This is a genomic window from Roseateles sp. P4_D2, from assembly GCF_056401875.1.
On sequence record NZ_JBFUIM010000009.1, the window covers coordinates 238,129 to 255,730 of the forward strand.

The window sequence follows — 17,602 nt, forward strand, 5'->3', positions numbered from 1 at the left end:
ACACCAGCGGCCGCGGACTTGTTGCAACTGCGGCTGGCGCCGGGAAATCGCCCGCTCAGCCCGCCACCGGCACGTAGACGTAGCCGACGTTGCGCACGGTCTTGATGACCTCCGGCTTGTCGGGGTTGCGCTCCACCTTGCGGCGCAGGCGCATGACGCGCAGGTCGATGCTGCGGTCGAACACGTCCCAGCCGCGGTTGTGGGCCTGCTCCATGATCTGGTCGCGGTTCAGCGGGCGGTTGGGGTGGCGGGCGAACAGGGCCAGCAGGTCGAACTCGGCGGCCGTGATGTCGATCTCCTCGCCCACCGCGCCAAAGAGCTTGCGCTGGGCCATGTCGAGCTCGCACAGGCCAAAGGCGACGCGCTCCGGATCGCTCGGTGCGAGCACAGGTGCCGGCGCGGCCGTGACCTGCAGGCGGCGCAGCACGGCGCGCACGCGGGCCAGCAGTTCGCGCAGCTCAAAGGGCTTGGCGATGTAGTCGTCCGCCCCTACCTCCAGGCCGACGATGCGGTCGATGGCCTCGCCGGCCGTCGTCAGCATCAGCACAGCCAGGCGCGGGTGAGCTTCGCGCAGCGCGCGGGCCAGCGACAGACCGTTCTCGCCCGGCATGTTGATGTCGAGCACGGCCACATCGGGTACACGCTCGGCGACCCTGGCGCGCGCCGCGGCGGCGTCCTGGGCCTGCATGACCTCGAAGCCGTTGCGGCCGAAATACTCGGCCAGCAATGCACGCAATTCGGGCTCGTCGTCGACGAGCAACACGGTGGGGGTGGTGTCTGGCATGGCGGCGAATGATAGGCAGGCCGGCCTTGCTCGGGGCAAGGCAGCGTGGTGTTGAAACAAACGCAACACAGTCGAGCCGACGTGAAGCGCGCTTGAAACCGGCGCGGCCGACAGTGGCGACACACCAACCGGAAGACCCTCATGCACTACCGCAGCGACAACCCCTCCACCGACTGGCCCGAAACGATGCTCGTCGGCTGCCGCAGCGAAGCCTTCGCCGAGGACCTCGAACACGCCCCTGCGCCCTCGCCCCGCTGGAACCTGCTCGAGCGCCTCATCATGGCCTTGCCACTGCTGTGCGTGTTCGCACCCGTCGCCGACGCTTACCTCATCCATTGACACCGAGGCTGCCATGACCCCGCACCAAATCCACCTGATCCGCAGCAGCTTCGCGCCGCTCATGCCCCTGGCGCCCACCGTCGCCGAGGCCTTCTACGCCCAGCTGTTTGCCCGTGACCCCGCCCTGCGCGCGCTGTTCCGTGGCAGCGCCATGGTCGAGCAGGGGGCGCGGCTGATGCAGATGATCGGCGCCGCCATCGACCTGCTTGACCGCCCCGCCTCGCTGAACCCCGTGCTGCTCAAGCTCGGCCAGCGCCATGCCGGCTATGGTGTCGTCGAGGCCCACTACGCCAGCGTCGGTGCCGCGCTGCTGGACACCCTGGCCGCCGGCCTTGGCGATGGCTTCACGGCCGAGGTGCGCGAAGCCTGGACGGTGATGTACGGCCATGTCGCCCGGACCATGCAAGAGGGTGCCGCTACCGAGGTGCTGGCCGCCTGAGCCTGCTTATCATCGGCGCGCCCAGGGAAAGAGCGCCGCATGACAGAGACCTTGCAATTCCACCCCACACCGGACGCCGGCGTGGGCGAACTCGGCAGCGTGCTCAAGGCCACGCTGCCGCTGCTGTCGCAGCTGCTGGAAGCGGTGCCGGCGCGCGTCGTCGTCATCGACGTGGCCGAGCGCTTCGTCTGGGCCAACCACGAATTCTTCAAGTTCACCGGCCTGCATCCCAAGCAGGTGCTCGGCCAGCCCATCGGCCGCATCATTGGCGAAGCCGCCTATGCCGACTACGGCGCCGTGCGCTCGCGCCTGGCCAGCGGCCAGACCGTCGCGTGGGAGGGTTGGACCGAACTGGCTGGTGCCGGTCGGCGCTATATGCGCGAGCACCTCATTCCCGTCGACGTGCAGGCCGGCGTGCCGCAGGCCACCGTCGTCATGAGCCTGGACCTGACCGAGCTGAAGCGGCGCGACGCCGAGCTGTCGGCCAAGGTCACCGAGCTGCAGGCCAGCGAGGCGCTGAAGTCCTCCATCTTCGACCACGCGATGGCGGCCCTGGTCTCCACCGACAGGACCGGCCACATCGTCGAGTTCAACCCCGCCGCGGCGGCCATGTTCGGGCTGGCGCGCGCCGAGGCTATCGGCCGCCCGGTGTCCGACGTGATGATTCCGGCCCGGCTGCGCGCGGCCCACGAGGCTGGCATGGCGCGCGTCTCGGCCGGCGGCGAACAGCGCATCATCGGCAAGCGCATAGAGATGCAGGCCCAGCGCGCCGACGGCAACGAGTTTCCCGTCGAGATGGTGCTGTGGCGCACCGACGTGGCGGGCCAGGCCTTCTACACGGCGTCGCTGTTCGACCTGTCCGAGCGCCAGACGGCGCTGAGCGAGATCGAACGCCAGCGCGAGGCGCTGCGCCAGAGCGAGAAGCTGACGGCCATGGGCAGCCTGCTGGCCGGCGTGGCCCACGAGCTCAACAACCCGCTGTCCATCGTCATGGGCCGCGCAGCCTTGCTGGCCGAGAAGATGAGCGGCGACCCGCGCGCCGCCGATGCCCAGCGCATCCACGAGGCCGCCGAACGCTGCGGCCGCATCGTGCGAACCTTCCTCAACATGGCGCGCAGCCGGCCCGCCAACCGCAGCGAGGTGGCACTGAACGATCTCGCCACCGCCGCCGTCGACATGCTGGGCTATGTGCTGCGCAGCCACGGCATCGCCGTCACGCTGGACCTGCTACCGGGCCTGCCACCCGTCAAGGCCGATGCCGATCAGATCGGCCAGATCGTGCTCAACCTCATCGTCAACGCCCAGCAGGCCCTGGGCGCTCGAGACAACGGCCGCCGCCTGACCGTATCCACCGGCGTGGCGCCCATGACCGACGGCGACCGCCGCCGCACGCCGCGCGTCTGGATGCGGGTGCGCGACAACGGCCCCGGCATCGACCCCGAGCTGCGCGAGCGCATCTTCGAGCCCTTCTTCACGACCAAGAGCGAGGGGGTGGGCACCGGCCTGGGCCTGGCCGTGTCGCGCTCCATCGCACGCGACCACGGCGGCGAGCTGACGCTGCAGGACGATGGCAGCGGCGCCTGCTTCTGCCTACAGATGCCCGTCAGCGGCGAGCCCGAGGCCAGCGAGACCGAACCCGTACCGCTGCCGGCGACCGACGAATGCAGCGCCCGCGTCCTCGTCGTCGATGACGAGACCGAGATTGCCGAGCTGATCGGCGAGATGCTGTCGGGCGCGGGTTATGAGGTCATGACGGCCGAGTCCGGCGCGGTCGCACTGGCCATGCTCGCCGAGGCGCGCTTCGACGCCATCGTCAGCGACCTGCACATGCCCGACATTGACGGCGCCCAGCTCTGGCGCGAGGTCAAGGCCCGGCACCCGTCGCTGGCGCGGCGCATGCTGTTCGTCACCGGCGACACGCTGTCGCCCATCGCCCGCCAGTTCCTGCACGAAGCGCGCTGCGACAGCCTCAACAAGCCCTTCTCCAAGCCGGAGCTGCTCGCCCGTGTGACCGCATTGCTGCAACCATAATTGCCGCACAACACTGACGGAGACAAGCCGATGAAGCGACGCATGCTGCTGCCCGCGCTGTGCAGCCCCTGGCTGGCGCTGGCCCAGGGCAACAAGCCTCAAACCTGGATCGTGCCCTTCCCCGCTGGCGGCGGCACCGACGCCTTCGCGCGGCCGCTGACCGCGCTGCTGACCCGGCAGCTGGGCCGCCAGGTCATCATCGACAACAAGGGCGGCGCGGGCGGCACGGTGGGTGCCACCATCGCCGCCAAGCTGGCGCCGGACGGCAACAACTTCTTCATGGGCGCCGTGCACCACACCATTGCGCCGTCCATGTACCCCAGGCTGGACTACAAGCTGGAAGAGGACTTCATCCCCGTGGCCCTGCTGGCCAGCGTGCCTCAGGTCATCGTCGTGCACCCGGGCCAGGTGCCTGTCAGCGATCTCAAGGGTCTGCTCGCCACGGTGCGCGCCAAGCCCGGCAAGCTGAACTACGGCTCGGCCGGCAACGGCACTTCCCACCATCTGGCCGGCGAGCTGTTCAAGCTGCAGACCAAGACCTTCATCACCCACATCCCCTACCGCGGCGCCGGCCCGGCACTGCAGGACCTGATCGCCGGCCAGGTGGACCTGATGTTCGACGGCCTGGGCTCGTCGGCCAACCACATCAAGAGCGGCCGCATCAAGGCGCTGGCGGTGGCGGCTCCCAAACGTGCTGTCGGCTTCTCCGATGTGCCGACGGCCGCAGAGGCCGGCGTGCCGGGCTATGAGGTGTCGACCTGGTACGGCCTGTGGGCACCCAAGGGCACGCCCAAGGAAGCGATCACTGCCATGCAGGCCGAGCTGCGCAAGGCCTTCGCGACGGACGACATCCGCAACATCTGGCACGGCCTGGGCGCCGAGACGCCCAATCTCTATGGCGACGCCTTCGGGCAATTCGTCAGCTCTGAAGTCAAGCGCTGGGCAGAGGTCGTCAAGCGCTCCGGCGCAAAAATGGACTGAGCCGCGATGAACCTGTATTCGGCCCTGCGCGCCGGCTTCCCGGCGGACCTGGACGCGACCGCCATCGACGCCGACGGCCTGCTCTACAGCTGGCGCGACCTCGACAATGGCAGCGCCATGCTCGCCAACTGGCTGGGCCGGCTGGAGCTGCCCGCTGGCAGCCGCGTCGCCGTCCACACCGACAAGAGCGTCGAGAACCTGATGCTCTACCTGGCGGTGCTGCGTGCCGGCCTGGTCTACCTGCCGCTGAACCCGGCCTATCACGCGGCCGAACTGGAGCACTTCATCAGCGATGCAGCACCGGGCGTCGTGGTCTGTGCGGGCAAGCACTTCGGCTGGGTCAGCAAGCTGGCTTTCCAGCGCGGCGTGCGCTGGGTCTTCACGCTGGACGACGATCGCACGGGCACGCTGCTGGACCGCGCCGCGCAGATGCCGCTCGCACACGAACCCGTCAAACGGGCCGCCACCGACCTCGCTGCCATCCTCTACACCAGCGGCACGACCGGGCGCAGCAAGGGCGCCATGCTCAGCCACGGCAATCTGCTCTCCAACGCGCAGACGCTGAAGAGCTTCTGGGACTGGAAGCCGGATGACGTGCTGCTGCACGCATTGCCCATCTTCCACGTCCACGGCCTGTTCGTCGCTTCGCACGGCGCGCTGCTCAACGGCAGCAAGATGCTGTGGTTCAACAAGTTCGACGCCGGTTCAGTAGCGCGCCGCCTGCCCGAGGCCACCGTCTTCATGGGCGTGCCGACGCTCTATGTGCGGCTGTTGCAGGAGCGCACACTGGATTGCAGCCACATCCGCCTCTTCATCAGCGGCTCCGCGCCATTGCTGATCGAGACGTGGCACGAATGGCAAGCCCGCACCGGCCACGCCATCCTGGAGCGCTACGGCATGAGCGAGACGCTGATGCTGACCTCCAACCCGTGCCGCCCGGAGGACGGCGACCAGTGCCAACGAGTAGGCGGCACCGTCGGCCCGGCGCTGCCGGGCGTGAGCCTGCGCATCGTCGATGACGAGGGCCGCCCCTGCGCGGCGGACGAGATCGGCCACGTGCAGGTGCGCGGGCCGAACGTCTTCAGCGGCTACTGGCAGATGCCCGAGAAGACGGCCGAGGAGTTCACGCCGGACGGCTGGTTCAAGACCGGCGACGTCGGCCGCGTCGGCGCCAATGGCTATCTGACGCTGATCGGCCGCAGCAAGGACCTCATCATCAGCGGCGGCTTCAATGTCTACCCGGCCGAGATCGAGGGCTTCCTGAACGAACTGCCCGGCGTGGGTGAATCGGCCGTCATCGGCGTGCCGCATCCAGACTTCGGCGAGGCCGTCGTCGCCGTCATCACGCCCAACGGCCGGCCCGACCCCGAGGCGCTGATCCAGGCGCTCAAGGCCCGCATTGCCGGCTTCAAGGTACCCAAGCGCATCCTGGTCGTGCCAGAGCTGCCACGCAACGCCATGGGCAAGGTGCAGAAGAAGCTGCTACGGGAGCAGCAGGCGACGCTGTTTGCGCCGAAATAGCGGCGCCGGATGGCGGAGGCCGCGGCGCACAATGGCCCGCAACCCCTGCCCCCGATGAGCGCCTCCACCCCGCCCACCGAGCCGCTGAAGCAGGCCCGCCGCCGCCGCTGGCGCGAGCGTGCCCTGCTGCTGGCGCCCGCCCTGGCCTTCGGTTCCGTCGTGCTGACGATCTGGGCCTTGGTGGGCTGGTATGCCGTCGAGAAGCCCCGTGAACTGCTGGCCCAGCAGCGCCAGGAGCTGGCCACCGGCGTTCGCGCCGTCGCGATGCAGACCGAGCCCGTGCTGCGCCAGGCCGAAAGCGCGCTGCGCGTCGTGGACCTGTGGCTGCTGACGCGTCGCGCTGATGGGCAGGAGGGGCGGCCGCAGGCCGACGCCATGCTGCGCCAGTTCGTCGACAGCGTGCGCAGCGGCTCGCGCCAGATGGTCGACATCGTGCTGGTGGCGCCCACCGGCCAGGTGCGCCGGCTGCAGGCGGGCGCTGAGGGCGACGACGCCAGCATCGCCGGCACCGCGGCCTTCGGCGAGATCGCGGGCCTGGTGCCCGAGGGCATCGCCCTGGGACTGCCGCTGCGCCTGGGCGGCCGCGCCGACGACGGCCGGCTGCGCCTGCCGCTGCTGATGCGGCTGTCGCGGCCGCTGGACGACTACGAGTTCGTCATGGCCACCATCGACCTGCAGCGCCTGCATGACATTCAGGGCCTGTTCGTGCCCTTGCCGCCATCCTCCCTCGTCATGCTGCGCACCGACGGCCTGGCCCTGTCGCGCCGGCCTGAGGTGCCGGGATTCGTCGGCCGCAACCTCTTCGAACAATTCCCCGCCGCCCGCCGCAATCTCAGCGGTGAAGAAGGTTTCTACGCCAGCAGCGGCGCGGCCACGGACGGCCGGCCCCGCACCGGCGCCTTCGTCACCCTGTCCGACTACGGCCTGAAGCTGCTGCTGTCGGGCACCGAGGAAGACGTGCTGGTGCCGTTCTGGCGGCAGCGCAGCCTGGTGGTGGCCGCCTCGGCGCTGGCCACGCTGGGCCTGGTGCTGCTGGCGCGCTGGCTGGGCCAACTGCAGCGCGCGGCACGGCTGCGCGAGGCGACCCTGCAAGCCACCAGCAATGCCATGCCGCTGGGCCTGTTCCGCACCGATGAGACCGGCCGCATCGTCTACGTCAACGACAGCTATCTGCACGTGCACGGCCTCAGGCGCGAGAACGTCGAGTGGGGCTGGACCACCCTCGTGCAGCCCGAGCAGCGCGACATGCTGATCCAGCGCTGGAAACACCAGATGGCCACCGGCGAGCCCATCGACATGGTGCGCAAGATGAAGCGCGGCGACGACGGCCGCATCCGCTGGATCGCGGTGCGCACGGCGCCGCTGTACTTCGACGGCCGGGTGGCCGGCCAGGCCGGCACCGTGGAAGACGTGACCGAGCGCGGCGAGCAGGAGAAGGCCCTGCAGACGCTGACCGCCATCTTCGACATGACGCCCGACTTCGTCTGCCAGGCCCGCGAGCATGGCCAGGTCACCTATCTCAACCCGGCTGCGCGGGCCCGCCTGGGGATGGCCGCCGATGCGCCGCTGGGCGACGCCCACATCGCCGACTACTTCTCGGCCGAGCAGCTCGACCTCTACGAAAAGCTGGTGCTGCCCGCGGCCATGCGTGAGGGCCACTGGCGCGGCCGAATCGGCCTGCAGCTGGGCGACACGAAGCTGCCGATGGACTGCCTCATCATCATGCACCGCGACGTGCGCGGCCGTGTCGAGACCGTGTCGGTCATCCTGCGCGACATGTCCGAGCAGCTGCACGCCCAGCGCGAGAGCGAACGCAACGAGGCCATGCTGCTGGCCGTCGCCCACACGGCGCGGGCACAGTTCCTCGTCGGCGACACCGAGGCACGGGTGATCTTCTTCAACGCCGCCTTCGAGGAGCAGCGCCGCGTCGAGCTCAAGGACTGGGTCGGCCGGCCGCTGGCCGAGCTGTTCGGCGTGCAGGACTACGCAGCCCGTGCGCCGCTGATCGAAAGCGCCCTGGCCGGCGAAACACGCCGGCTGGATCTCGTCGACCCCAGCGAACGCGACGGCCACAGCTTCGATGCGCAGTACACGCCGCTGCGCGTGCAGAGCGGCAAGATCGAAGGCCTGATCGGCATCGAGGTCGATGTGACCGAAGCCCGGCGCGAGGAGGCGCGGCTGCGCCTGGCCTCACAGACCGACGCGCTGACCCAGGCGCTCAACCGCACCGGCTTCGAGGAGGGCGCGCGCCGCTTGCTGACCGCCCCACCGGGCCAGCGCCTGGCCCTGCTCTACCTCGACCTGGACAAGTTCAAGCCCGTCAACGACCTGCACGGCCACCCGACCGGCGACGCGCTGCTGAAGGCCGTGGCGCTGCGCCTGCGCCATGCGTTGCGCCCGGGCGACCTGGTGGCCCGTCTGGGCGGCGACGAATTCGCCGTGCTGCTGCCGCAGGTGCACGAGGCCAGCGACGCCGCCACGGTGGCCGACAAACTGCTTCACGCCCTCTCCACGCCGTATCACATCGGCGAGCTGGAGCTGGAGATCGGCGTCAGCATCGGCTACTGCGTCGCGACGACGGGCGCGGTCAACCTGGAGCAACTGGTGGCACAGGCCGATGCCAGCCTCTACGAAGCCAAGCGTGCCGGGCGCGGCTGCCACCGCGGCGGCGAAATCTAGGAGCCTAGACAGCCACGCCGTTCTTGATCTCGTCCAGGGCCAGCTGCAGCACGCGCGCATCGCTGCTGGCCCGGTGGCGGGTCAGGCGCTGTCGCTGACGCACGATTTCGGTGACGCCGCGCCAGCGCTGGGCCTCCTGCTCGTCGAGCAGCCGGCGCAGGTCATCCAGGCGAAAGTTCTGCCGCATGCCGGCCGCGTCGTAGAGACGCGCCAGCCAGGGGTAGTCCTGTCCCCAGCCATCGCAATAGACGGTCTGGCCGGCCAGCCGCTCATTGAGCTGCTCAGCCATCCAGCGAACCGGTCTGCCGTGGCGCTGAAGCAGTTCGCGGCTGATGCCGTGCAGGGCTTCGGCGCTGGGATCCCAATGCAGCCAATCGGGTTCGGGCGTGACCAGGCCACAGAACAGCCCGCCGTCCACCGCGACGAATCCGACCTCGATCGGATAGCTGCCGCGGCCGAAGCCCGAGGCTTCGATGTCCAGGATGGTGGGAAGCTGCATACGGACGCCAGTTTGTCAGGCCCGACACAGAAGTTACACAGGGTTGTCGCCGAGATGGCTAGCCCGCCTCGTTCTCGATCACCTGTTCGTTCTCGAACAGCTGCAACGCTGCCCGCCCGACCTGGCGCGTGTCCCAATACGCATAGGCGCCGACCCCCGCCGCGCCGATCAGCGGCACCCAGCGCGACAGCATCCGGCTGGCGGCCTTCTTGCCCAGGTGCACGCCGATGGCCTCGGCCACGCGTTGCAGCAGCACCTGCGCGGCCGGGCGCACGATGACGCGCTCGCCGACGCGCACCGTCAGGTCGCGCAGGGCCTGCGCAGCCGTGTGGCGGAACAGGCACCACAGCATCTGCGCCGGGCCGAGGTCGGCGCTGCGGCCATAGAGAGCGGCAATGTCGGCCACCAGTTGGCGCTGGATCTGCCAGACGGCCAGCATCTCCGGCGCGATGGTGGCCCAGCCCAGCGGCCCCGGCGGCAGGGCCAGCGTGCCGGCGGCCAGGCCGGCCTTGGCTGCGGCGCCCTCGATGGCACGCGCCGCCGCATCCCGGGGCCGCGCACTGGGCGTACATCCGGTGTCAGGCGGCTGCGCCACCAGCGCCAGCACCCTTTCGCCCAGGTTGGCTTGCGTCTCCATGCCTTTGCTCCAGTGCCGCGAACTGCACACCACGTGCACTGTCCCTTGCGCGGCATCAAAGATTCGCATAGTTTCACATCCTCGTGCTAACTTCGATTCAACATGGAGCCTGGCGGCGGATGCACGCGCCGCCATCACACAGGGAGAACAACCATGAATATCTTCAAGGACCTTCGCATCGGCCTGCGCCTGGGTCTCGGCTTCGCGGTCTCCATCTTGTTCAGCGTTGCGCTGGCGCTGTATGCACGTGGCCAGCTGAGGCAGATCAACGACGAGCTGGCGCTGATGGTCAAGGACCGTGTCGTCAAGGTCGAGCAGCTCGAACAGGTCAAGCACAACGTCAATCTGACGGCACGCACGGTGCGCAACATCGTGCTGCTGAGCGATCCAGCCGCCATCCAGAAGGAACTGGACACGATTGCGGGCAACCGCAAGAGCACGGGTGACCTGTTTCAGAAGCTGCAGGCCTCGATCACCTCCAGCCAGGGCACCAAGCTGCTGGCCGCCACCGCCGAAGCACGGGCGCCCTATGTCGCAACGCTGCAGCGCGTGACCGACCTTGGCGTGCAGCAGCAAAAGGACGCCGCACGCGACCTGCTCCTGGGCGATGTGCAGGCCAAGCAGCAGGCCTATTTCGCCGCGCTCGACGCCCTGATCGACTACCAGAAGGAGCTGATGCGCACGTCGGCGCAGCTTGCCGATGGCACCGTGAGCTTTGCCTCGGCGGCCATGCTGATCGCGGCGGCATTGGCAGGCGCCGTGGGTGTGGCGCTGGCGCTGTTGATCACGCGCTCGGTGGTGGGCCCGATCCAGGACGCGGTGCGCGCTGCCGAGACCGTGGCAGCCGGTGATCTGAGGCTGCATCTGACGACCGATCGCCGAGACGAAGCGGGCCAGCTGCTGGCCGCGCTGCAACGCATGAACGACGCGCTGGTCGACATCGTCGGCACGGTGCGCGGCAACGCCGACAGCGTCGTCATGGCCAGCGGCCAGATCGCCCAGGGCAATGCCAACCTGAGCCAGCGCACCGAGCAGCAGGCCAGCAATCTGCAACAGACGGCCGCGTCCATGGAGGAGCTGACCGCGACGGTCAGCCACAACACCGACGTCTCCCGCCAGGCCGCCCAGCTCGCCAGCAGTGCGGCGCGCGTGGCCGAGAGCGGCAGCCAGGTCGTGGGCCAGGTGGTGAACACGATGGAGCAGATCACGGCCAGCTCCAGGAAGATCGCCGACATCACCGGCGTCATCGACGGCATCGCCTTCCAGACCAACATCCTGGCCCTGAACGCCGCCGTGGAAGCTGCGCGCGCCGGCGAACAGGGCCGGGGCTTTGCCGTCGTGGCCGGCGAAGTGCGCAGCCTGGCCCAGCGCAGCGCCGAAGCCGCGCGCGAGATCAAGGTCCTGATCAACGCCAGCGTTGAACGCATCCAGACGGGCAACGGCCTGGTCGGCGACGCCGGTCGCACGATGGGCGAAGTGGTCGGGCAGGTGCAGCGCGTGGCCGACCTGATCAGCGAGATCAGCGCGGCCAGCGTCGAGCAGAGCAAGGGCATCGGCCAGATCGGCGAGGCGGTCAGCCAGCTCGACGAAGTCACCCAGCAGAACGCCGCCCTCGTCGAGGAGAGCGCCGCCGCGGCCGAGAGCCTGCGCATCCAGGCCAGCCAACTCGCCGGCACGGTTGCGGCCTTCAAGCTCGACGCCGTGGCCGGGCCCAGGGCGGCGCCTGCCTCGTTCTAGGCGCTGCGGCCGCGCGCACACCGTCATTGGCTGCCGGCTGTGCCCACGGGCGCTAGCCCCCCAGCACGGGCAGCGGCGGTAGTTGTTGGCTTTTCGCGGCGGTAACGCCGCTAAAAACGCCTTGCGTGGCGCCGGCCTGAAGGAAGAGACTCGGGGCACGGAATACGGCTCGACACGAAGCCCAGGCCGATCAGGGAGCGTCACCCACAAGGAGACCCACCATGAACCTCCTCACGCGCCTGCGGATCGGCCAGCGTCTCGGCCTGGCTTTCACCATCTCCATCGCCTTCACCGTGTTGCTGGCCGCCTATGCGCGAACGGCGCTCCTTGGCATCGACCACGAGCTCGAGGTGATGGTCGAAGACCGGATGGTCAAGGTCGAGCAGCTCGAACAGATCAAGGACAACGTCAACATCAACGCACTGGCCGTGCGCAATGTGCTGCTGCTGTCTGATGCCGAGGGCAAACGCAAGCAGCTGAGCGATGTCGACGCCGCTGCCAAGCGCACGGCCGAGCTGTTCGAGAAGCTCGACGCCAGCGTGCCGCCGGGGCGGGGGCGCGAAATATTGGGCGGCGTCGTGCAGGCCAGGCAGCTGTTCGTGGCCTCGGTGCGCAGGGTCATCGATCTGGGCCTGAAGGACGACACGGAGAAGGCCCGCAACCTGCTGCTCAGCGAGACGCATGAGTTGCAGCTCAAGTATTTCCAGCAGCTCGACGCGCTGATCGCCTATCAGAAGGAGTTGATGCACGCCGCGGCCGCCGCGGCGAACGCGACCGTTGACTTTGCCGGCATCGCGGTCATCGTCGCGGCCGCTGCCGCGCTGGCCCTCGGCGTGGCCATGGCCCTGCTGATCACTCGCTCGGTGGTGGGCCCGATCCGCCAGGCCGTGGCCGCCGCCGAGACGGTGGCTGCAGGGGACTTGCGCCTGCATCTGTCCACCGACCGCACGGACGAGGCCGGCCAGTTGCTCAACGCGCTGCAGCGCATGAACGACTCCCTGGTGGGCATCGTCGGCGCGGTGCGCGGCAATGCCGAGAGCGTCGCCACGGCCAGCGGCCAGATTGCCCAGGGCAACGCCGACCTGAGCCAGCGCACCGAACAGCAGGCCAGCAACCTGCAGGAGACCGCCGCCTCCATGGAGGAGCTGAGCGCGACGGTCAAGCACAACACCGACACCGCCCACCAGGCCGCGCAGCTGGCAGGCAGCGCGGCTCGCGTGGCCGAGAGCGGCGGCCAGGTCATGGGCCAGATGGTGTCCACCATGGATGAGATCACGACCAGCTCGAAGAAGATTTCCGACATCATCGGCGTCATCGACGGCATCGCCTTCCAGACCAACATCCTGGCGCTGAACGCGGCCGTCGAGGCGGCACGGGCCGGCGAGCAGGGGCGCGGTTTCGCCGTCGTGGCCGGCGAGGTGCGGGCCCTGGCGCAGCGCAGCGCCCAGGCCGCGCGGGAGATCAAGGCGCTGATCGGAGCCAGCGTCGAACGTGTCGAAGCCGGCAACAAGCTGGTGGGCGAGGCCGGCAGCACCATGGACGAGGTCGTTGGCCAGGTGCGCCGCGTGGCGGACCTGATCAGCGAGATCAGCGCCGCCAGCAGCGAGCAGGGCAAGGGCATCGGCCAGATCGGCGATGCCGTCAACCAGCTCGACCAGGTCACGCAGCAGAACGCCGCCCTGGTGGAGGAGAGCGCGGCGGCCGCCGAGAGCCTGCGCATCCAGGCCGGCCAACTGGCCGAGACGGTGGCAGCCTTCAAGCTGGACGCCGTCAACGCGGCCCGTCCGGCTGCGGCGCCCGTCAGCCGGGCCAGGACGGCCGGCGTGGCCAGGCCGGCTCCCGCACGCCCGGCGAAGGCGCGCGCGGTGGCGCCCAGGGCTGCTCCGGTTCCGGCCGCCGTTGCGGTGGCCGCCGACGGCGACGACTGGACGTCGTTCTAGTTGAGCGAACATGGGGCTCCCCATCCAGGAGCCCCACAGATGCACAACGTCCCCTGGCGCGGCGTCTTCCCCGCCGTCACCACCAAGTTCCATGCCGACGAAAGCCTCGACTTCGCAGGCACGGCGCGCCACATCGACTTCCAGATCCGCAACGGCATCCATGGCGTCGTCTGCTGCGGCTCGCTGGGCGAAGCCAGCACGCTGACGCTGGACGAGAAGCTGGCTGTCGCCCGCTGCGCGCTGGATGCCGCCAACGGCCGCGTGCCGGTGCTGGCCACGGTGTCGGAGGCGAGCACCCGCGAAGCGCTGCGCTTCATCGAAGGCGCCAATGCCTTGGGCGTGGCCGGCTACATGGTCATGCCCTCGGTCATCTACGTGGCCGATGCGCGCGAGGCGATGGCCAATGTGCGCACCTATGCCCATGCCGCCCAGCGGCCGCTGATGGTCTACAACAACCCGGTCGCCTACCGCGTCGACCTCAAGCCCGAACACTTCGCCGAACTGGCTGACTGTGAACATGTCGCCGCCATCAAGGAAAGCAGCGGCGACGTGACCCGCATCACCGACCTGCGCAACCTGCTCGGCGACCGCTACCAGCTCTTCATGGGCGTGGACGATCTCGCCTTCGAGGGCCTGGCGCTGGGCTGCGACGGCCTGCTGGCCGGCGTCGGCTGTGCCTTCCCGCGCGAGACGGTCGCCCTGTTCAACCTGATGCAGGAAGGCCGCTGGGACGAGGCTCGCGCCATCTACCGCTGGATGACGCCGCTGCTGCACCTGGACGTGTCGACCAAGCTGGTGCAGAACCTCAAGCTCATCGACCTGCTGGTGGGCGTGGGCAGCGAGCACATGCGCCGGCCACGGCTGCCCGTCATCGGCGCCGAGCGGGAGCGCATCGAGGCCCTCGTCGCGAAGGCACTGGCGACACGGCCGGCTCATTGCCAGTCGCAACCATGAAGCGCATCCAGATCATCGACTCGCACACCGGCGGCGAGCCGACGCGTGTCGTCATCGACGGCTTTCCCGATCTCGGCGCTGGCACCATGGCCGAGCGGCGCGAACTTCTGGCCCGCGAGCACGACCGCTACCGCCGCGCAACGCTGCTGGAGCCGCGTGGCAGCGAGGTCCTCGTCGGCGCCCTGCTCTGCCCGCCACAGGACCCAGCCCACACGGCCGGCGTCATCTTCTTCAACAACGCCGGTTACCTGGGCATGTGCGGCCACGGCACCATCGGCCTGATGGCGACGCTGGCCCACCTGGGCCGCATCGAAGCCGGCGAGCACATCATCGAGACGCCTGTGGGCCAGGTACTGGCGACGCTGCACGCGGACGGGCGCGTCAGTGTGCGCAATGTGCCGGCCTACCGCCTGGCGGCCGGTGTCAGCGTCGACCTGCCGACAGGCCAGACGGTGACGGGCGACATCGCATGGGGCGGCAACTGGTTCTTCCTGTGCGCCGACCATGGCCAGGCCATCGCGCCCGCGCACGTCGCGGCACTGACCGACTACGCCGCCATGCTGGGCCAGGCCCTGCAGGACCAGGGCCACCGCGGCACTGACCAAGCCGTCATCGACCACATCGAACTCTTCGCCGACGTCGACCCGGCCCTCGCCGACTCGCGCAGCTTCGTGCTCTGCCCCGGCCGCCAGTACGACCGCTCGCCCTGCGGCACCGGCACCAGCGCCAAGCTGGCCTGCCTCGCGGCCGCGGGCAAGCTGAGCGCCGGCGAGGTGTGGCGCCAGGCCAGCGTCATCGGCAGCGTCTTCGACGGCTGGTTCGAGAAGGAAGGAGCAAGCATCATTCCCACCATCCGCGGCCAGGCCTACATCAGCGCTGAGGCCACGCTGCTGATCGCGCCAGATGACCCGTTCGGCTGGGGCCTGCCGTAGCGCCAACAGAGGCCCTGGCGATATCCCCGCGCTTTCGTGAGTCATTGAAACTTGGGGCTGCACCGCGGCGAAAGCGACGGCAAACTGAAGGCGTCGTTGAAAGGAGTCGTTGCGCATGCCAGCGGAGCAAGCCACGCTATCCCGCCCCGAGGGCCCCAAGCCGCATTCGGCACCGCAGCCGCCCACCGTGCTGCGCGAGCTGCTGGCACGCGCCGATGTGCAGATCAACGGCGCACGGCCCTGGGACATGCGCGTCAACGATGCCCGCTCCTACCGCCGCATCCTGACGCAATGGTCACTGGGCGCCGGCGAGGCCTATGTCGACGGCGACTGGGACTGCGAGCGGCTGGACATGATGTTCGACCGCCTGCTGCGCGCCCAGCTCGACCGCACCGCGCCGGCCTCGGCGCGCTGGAAGCTGCTGCTGGAGAGCCTGCGCCATCGCCTGTTCAATCTGCAGAGCGAGGCACGCGCCCACCAGGTTGGCGAGCACCACTACGACGTCGGCAACGATGTCTTCGAAGCCATGCTGGACTCGCGCATGATCTATTCCTGTGCCTACTGGGAACATGCCCAGGATCTGGAGCAGGCTCAGGCGCACAAGCTGGAGATGATCTGCCGCAAGCTCGAACTGCAGCCCGGCGAGACGCTGCTGGACATCGGCTGCGGCTGGGGCGGCCTGGCGCGCCATGCGGCCGAGCGCTTCGGCGTGCGCGTCACCGGCATCACCATCAGCAAGGAACAACTGGCCCTGGCCGAGAAGCGTTGTGAAGGCCTGCCCGTCACGCTGCTGCTGCAGGACTATCGCTCGTTCCAATGCGCCGATGACCGTCGCTTCGACAAGATCGTCTCGGTCGGCATGTTCGAGCACGTAGGGCTGAAGAACTACGGCGTCTACTTCGACACCGCCCGCCGGCTGCTGGCACCGGACGGCCTCTTCCTGCTGCACAGCATCGGCGTGGACCAGCGTGCGCCGCATACCGACCCCTGGATCGAGCGCTACATCTTCCCCAACGGCAAGCTGCCCTCACCCGTCGAGCTGGCCGGCGCGCTGGAGGGCCGCTTCATCATCGAGGACTGGCACAACTTCGGCCCCGACTACGACCGCACGCTGATGAGTTGGGCCGAGCGTTTCGAGGCGGCCTGGCCCCGCCTGGCCGCCCGCTACGACGAAGGCTTCCGGCGCATGTTCCGCTACTACCTGCTGAGCTGCGCCGGCTTCTTCCGCTCCCGCCAGGGCCAGCTGTGGCAGCTGGTGCTGAGCCGGCCGGAGCGGCGCGGCGTGTATCGCTCCGTCAGGCCGCCATCACCGCGTACCTGACTGCAGGGCGGCATCAAGACGTTGCCCGCCCTCGGGCTCAGCCACCTTCGCGCTGGTGTTGCAGCGTGGCTGCGACATGGGCAAACGCGGGCAGGAGTTCGTCCCAGGCCTGGCGAGCAAGCGGCCGCGGCTTGCGCATCGCGCCGGCCTGCGCTGGCGCCCGCAGCGCTCGCCGGCCAGCGAAGGCCACGGTGTTGCTGCATTCCTTGTCGCCCACCAGAAGAACCGCGCCGTCGAAGGCGCGATCCAGGCGGGCCACATGGCGCTGGAACTCGGGGTGGGCGGTGTGCAGGTTGACCACCAGCAGGCCGTCTTCGCGCAGCGCCGTGCGGCAGTCGTCGTAGAAGGCCTGCGAGCACAGGGCCGGCGGCTGGCCTTCATGGTCGAAGCCATCCACCAGCAGCACGTCCAGCCGGTCCTGGGTGTGGCGCACGAAGTCGGCCCCGTCGCCGCGCCGCACGCGCAGGCGCGCATCGTCCGGTGGTACCTGGAACTGCTCGCGCAACGCGATGACGTGGGGGTTGATCTCGACGACCTCGATGCGCGTGTCCGGCAGCTCGCGGTGGCAGAACTTGGCCATGGAGCCCCCGCCCAGCCCGATCATGGCCAGCGTCTCGGGCCGCGGCACGAACAGCAGGAAGGCCATCATCGTGCGCGTGTAGGCCAGGTCCAGCGCATGCGGGTGCTGCACCTTCATGCGGCTCTGGATTTCGCAGATCGTGAAATGCATGGCCCGGGTATCCAGCGTCTCGTAGACGAAGGGCTTGACGAACTGGTGTGGGTCGGCGGTGTCGGGCATGGCGTGCGG

Annotated in this window: 15 protein-coding genes; 11 read left to right on the forward strand and 4 right to left on the reverse strand. The window is 69.1% G+C overall.

The window, feature by feature from the left end:
* Positions 1-55 precede the first annotated feature (55 nt).
* Positions 56-784: a response regulator gene (locus tag AC1DW0_RS17975; protein ID WP_056202670.1), complete on the reverse strand. Its 729-nt coding sequence runs from the start codon at positions 782-784 to the stop codon at positions 56-58.
* A 141-nt stretch (positions 785-925) separates the two neighbouring features.
* Between AC1DW0_RS17975 and AC1DW0_RS17980 the strand changes: the two genes are divergently transcribed.
* Genes AC1DW0_RS17980 through AC1DW0_RS18005 form a run of 6 tightly spaced genes read left to right on the forward strand, consistent with a single transcriptional unit; the run spans position 926 to position 8,774 of the window.
* Positions 926-1,123, forward strand: coding sequence for a hypothetical protein (locus AC1DW0_RS17980; RefSeq protein ID WP_056202667.1), 198 nt, complete (start codon positions 926-928; stop codon positions 1,121-1,123).
* Between the two features lie 13 nt (positions 1,124-1,136).
* Positions 1,137-1,562 (forward strand): globin family protein, encoded by a 426-nt coding sequence (locus AC1DW0_RS17985; protein ID WP_477947166.1) that lies wholly within the window; start codon positions 1,137-1,139, stop codon positions 1,560-1,562.
* A 39-nt stretch (positions 1,563-1,601) separates the two neighbouring features.
* Positions 1,602-3,593 (forward strand): hybrid sensor histidine kinase/response regulator, encoded by a 1,992-nt coding sequence (locus AC1DW0_RS17990; protein WP_477947168.1) that lies wholly within the window; start codon positions 1,602-1,604, stop codon positions 3,591-3,593.
* A 30-nt stretch (positions 3,594-3,623) separates the two neighbouring features.
* The gene (locus AC1DW0_RS17995; protein ID WP_477947170.1) at positions 3,624-4,574 is read left to right on the forward strand and encodes a Bug family tripartite tricarboxylate transporter substrate binding protein; all 951 of its coding nucleotides are present in this window, start codon (positions 3,624-3,626) and stop codon (positions 4,572-4,574) included.
* A 6-nt stretch (positions 4,575-4,580) separates the two neighbouring features.
* Complete coding sequence (locus tag AC1DW0_RS18000; protein WP_477947172.1) at positions 4,581-6,095, forward strand: malonate--CoA ligase; 1,515 nt, start codon at positions 4,581-4,583, stop codon at positions 6,093-6,095.
* Positions 6,096-6,149: 54 nt separating this feature from the next.
* Positions 6,150-8,774, forward strand: a complete 2,625-nt coding sequence (locus AC1DW0_RS18005) for a diguanylate cyclase domain-containing protein (protein ID WP_477947174.1) — start codon at positions 6,150-6,152, stop codon at positions 8,772-8,774.
* Between the two features lie 4 nt (positions 8,775-8,778).
* On the opposite strand, the gene AC1DW0_RS18010 is transcribed toward AC1DW0_RS18005, so the two are convergent.
* The gene (locus AC1DW0_RS18010; protein WP_056202650.1) at positions 8,779-9,273 is read right to left on the reverse strand and encodes a 3'-5' exonuclease; all 495 of its coding nucleotides are present in this window, start codon (positions 9,271-9,273) and stop codon (positions 8,779-8,781) included.
* 58 nt (positions 9,274-9,331) lie between these two features.
* Positions 9,332-9,910 carry a hypothetical protein gene (locus tag AC1DW0_RS18015; protein WP_056202643.1) on the reverse strand — a complete coding sequence of 193 codons (579 nt, stop codon included), beginning with the start codon at positions 9,908-9,910 and terminating at the stop codon, positions 9,332-9,334.
* A 153-nt stretch (positions 9,911-10,063) separates the two neighbouring features.
* Here AC1DW0_RS18015 and AC1DW0_RS18020 point away from each other — a divergent pair, with 153 nt between their 5' ends.
* The 5 genes from AC1DW0_RS18020 to cfa all read left to right on the forward strand — a co-directional run bounded on the left by AC1DW0_RS18020 (position 10,064) and on the right by cfa (position 16,794).
* A complete protein-coding gene (locus tag AC1DW0_RS18020; RefSeq protein ID WP_477947176.1) occupies positions 10,064-11,647 on the forward strand; it encodes a methyl-accepting chemotaxis protein in 1,584 nt (527 codons plus the stop codon).
* 221 nt (positions 11,648-11,868) lie between these two features.
* On the forward strand, positions 11,869-13,587 hold the full coding sequence (locus AC1DW0_RS18025) for a methyl-accepting chemotaxis protein (RefSeq protein WP_477947178.1): 1,719 nt from the start codon (positions 11,869-11,871) through the stop codon (positions 13,585-13,587).
* A gap of 39 nt (positions 13,588-13,626) precedes the next feature.
* Positions 13,627-14,541, forward strand: coding sequence for a dihydrodipicolinate synthase family protein (locus tag AC1DW0_RS18030; RefSeq protein ID WP_056202635.1), 915 nt, complete (start codon positions 13,627-13,629; stop codon positions 14,539-14,541).
* Entirely contained in the window at positions 14,538-15,473 is a 936-nt protein-coding gene (locus tag AC1DW0_RS18035) for a 4-hydroxyproline epimerase (protein WP_477947180.1), read from the forward strand. Before AC1DW0_RS18030 ends, AC1DW0_RS18035 begins: the two co-directional genes overlap by 4 nt.
* 115 nt (positions 15,474-15,588) lie before the next feature.
* On the forward strand, positions 15,589-16,794 hold the full coding sequence (gene cfa, locus AC1DW0_RS18040) for a cyclopropane fatty acyl phospholipid synthase (protein ID WP_477947182.1): 1,206 nt from the start codon (positions 15,589-15,591) through the stop codon (positions 16,792-16,794).
* Between the two features lie 37 nt (positions 16,795-16,831).
* On the opposite strand, the gene AC1DW0_RS18045 is transcribed toward cfa, so the two are convergent.
* On the reverse strand, positions 16,832-17,593 hold the full coding sequence (locus AC1DW0_RS18045; RefSeq protein ID WP_457389942.1) for a spermine/spermidine synthase domain-containing protein: 762 nt from the start codon (positions 17,591-17,593) through the stop codon (positions 16,832-16,834).
* Positions 17,594-17,602 lie beyond the last annotated feature (9 nt).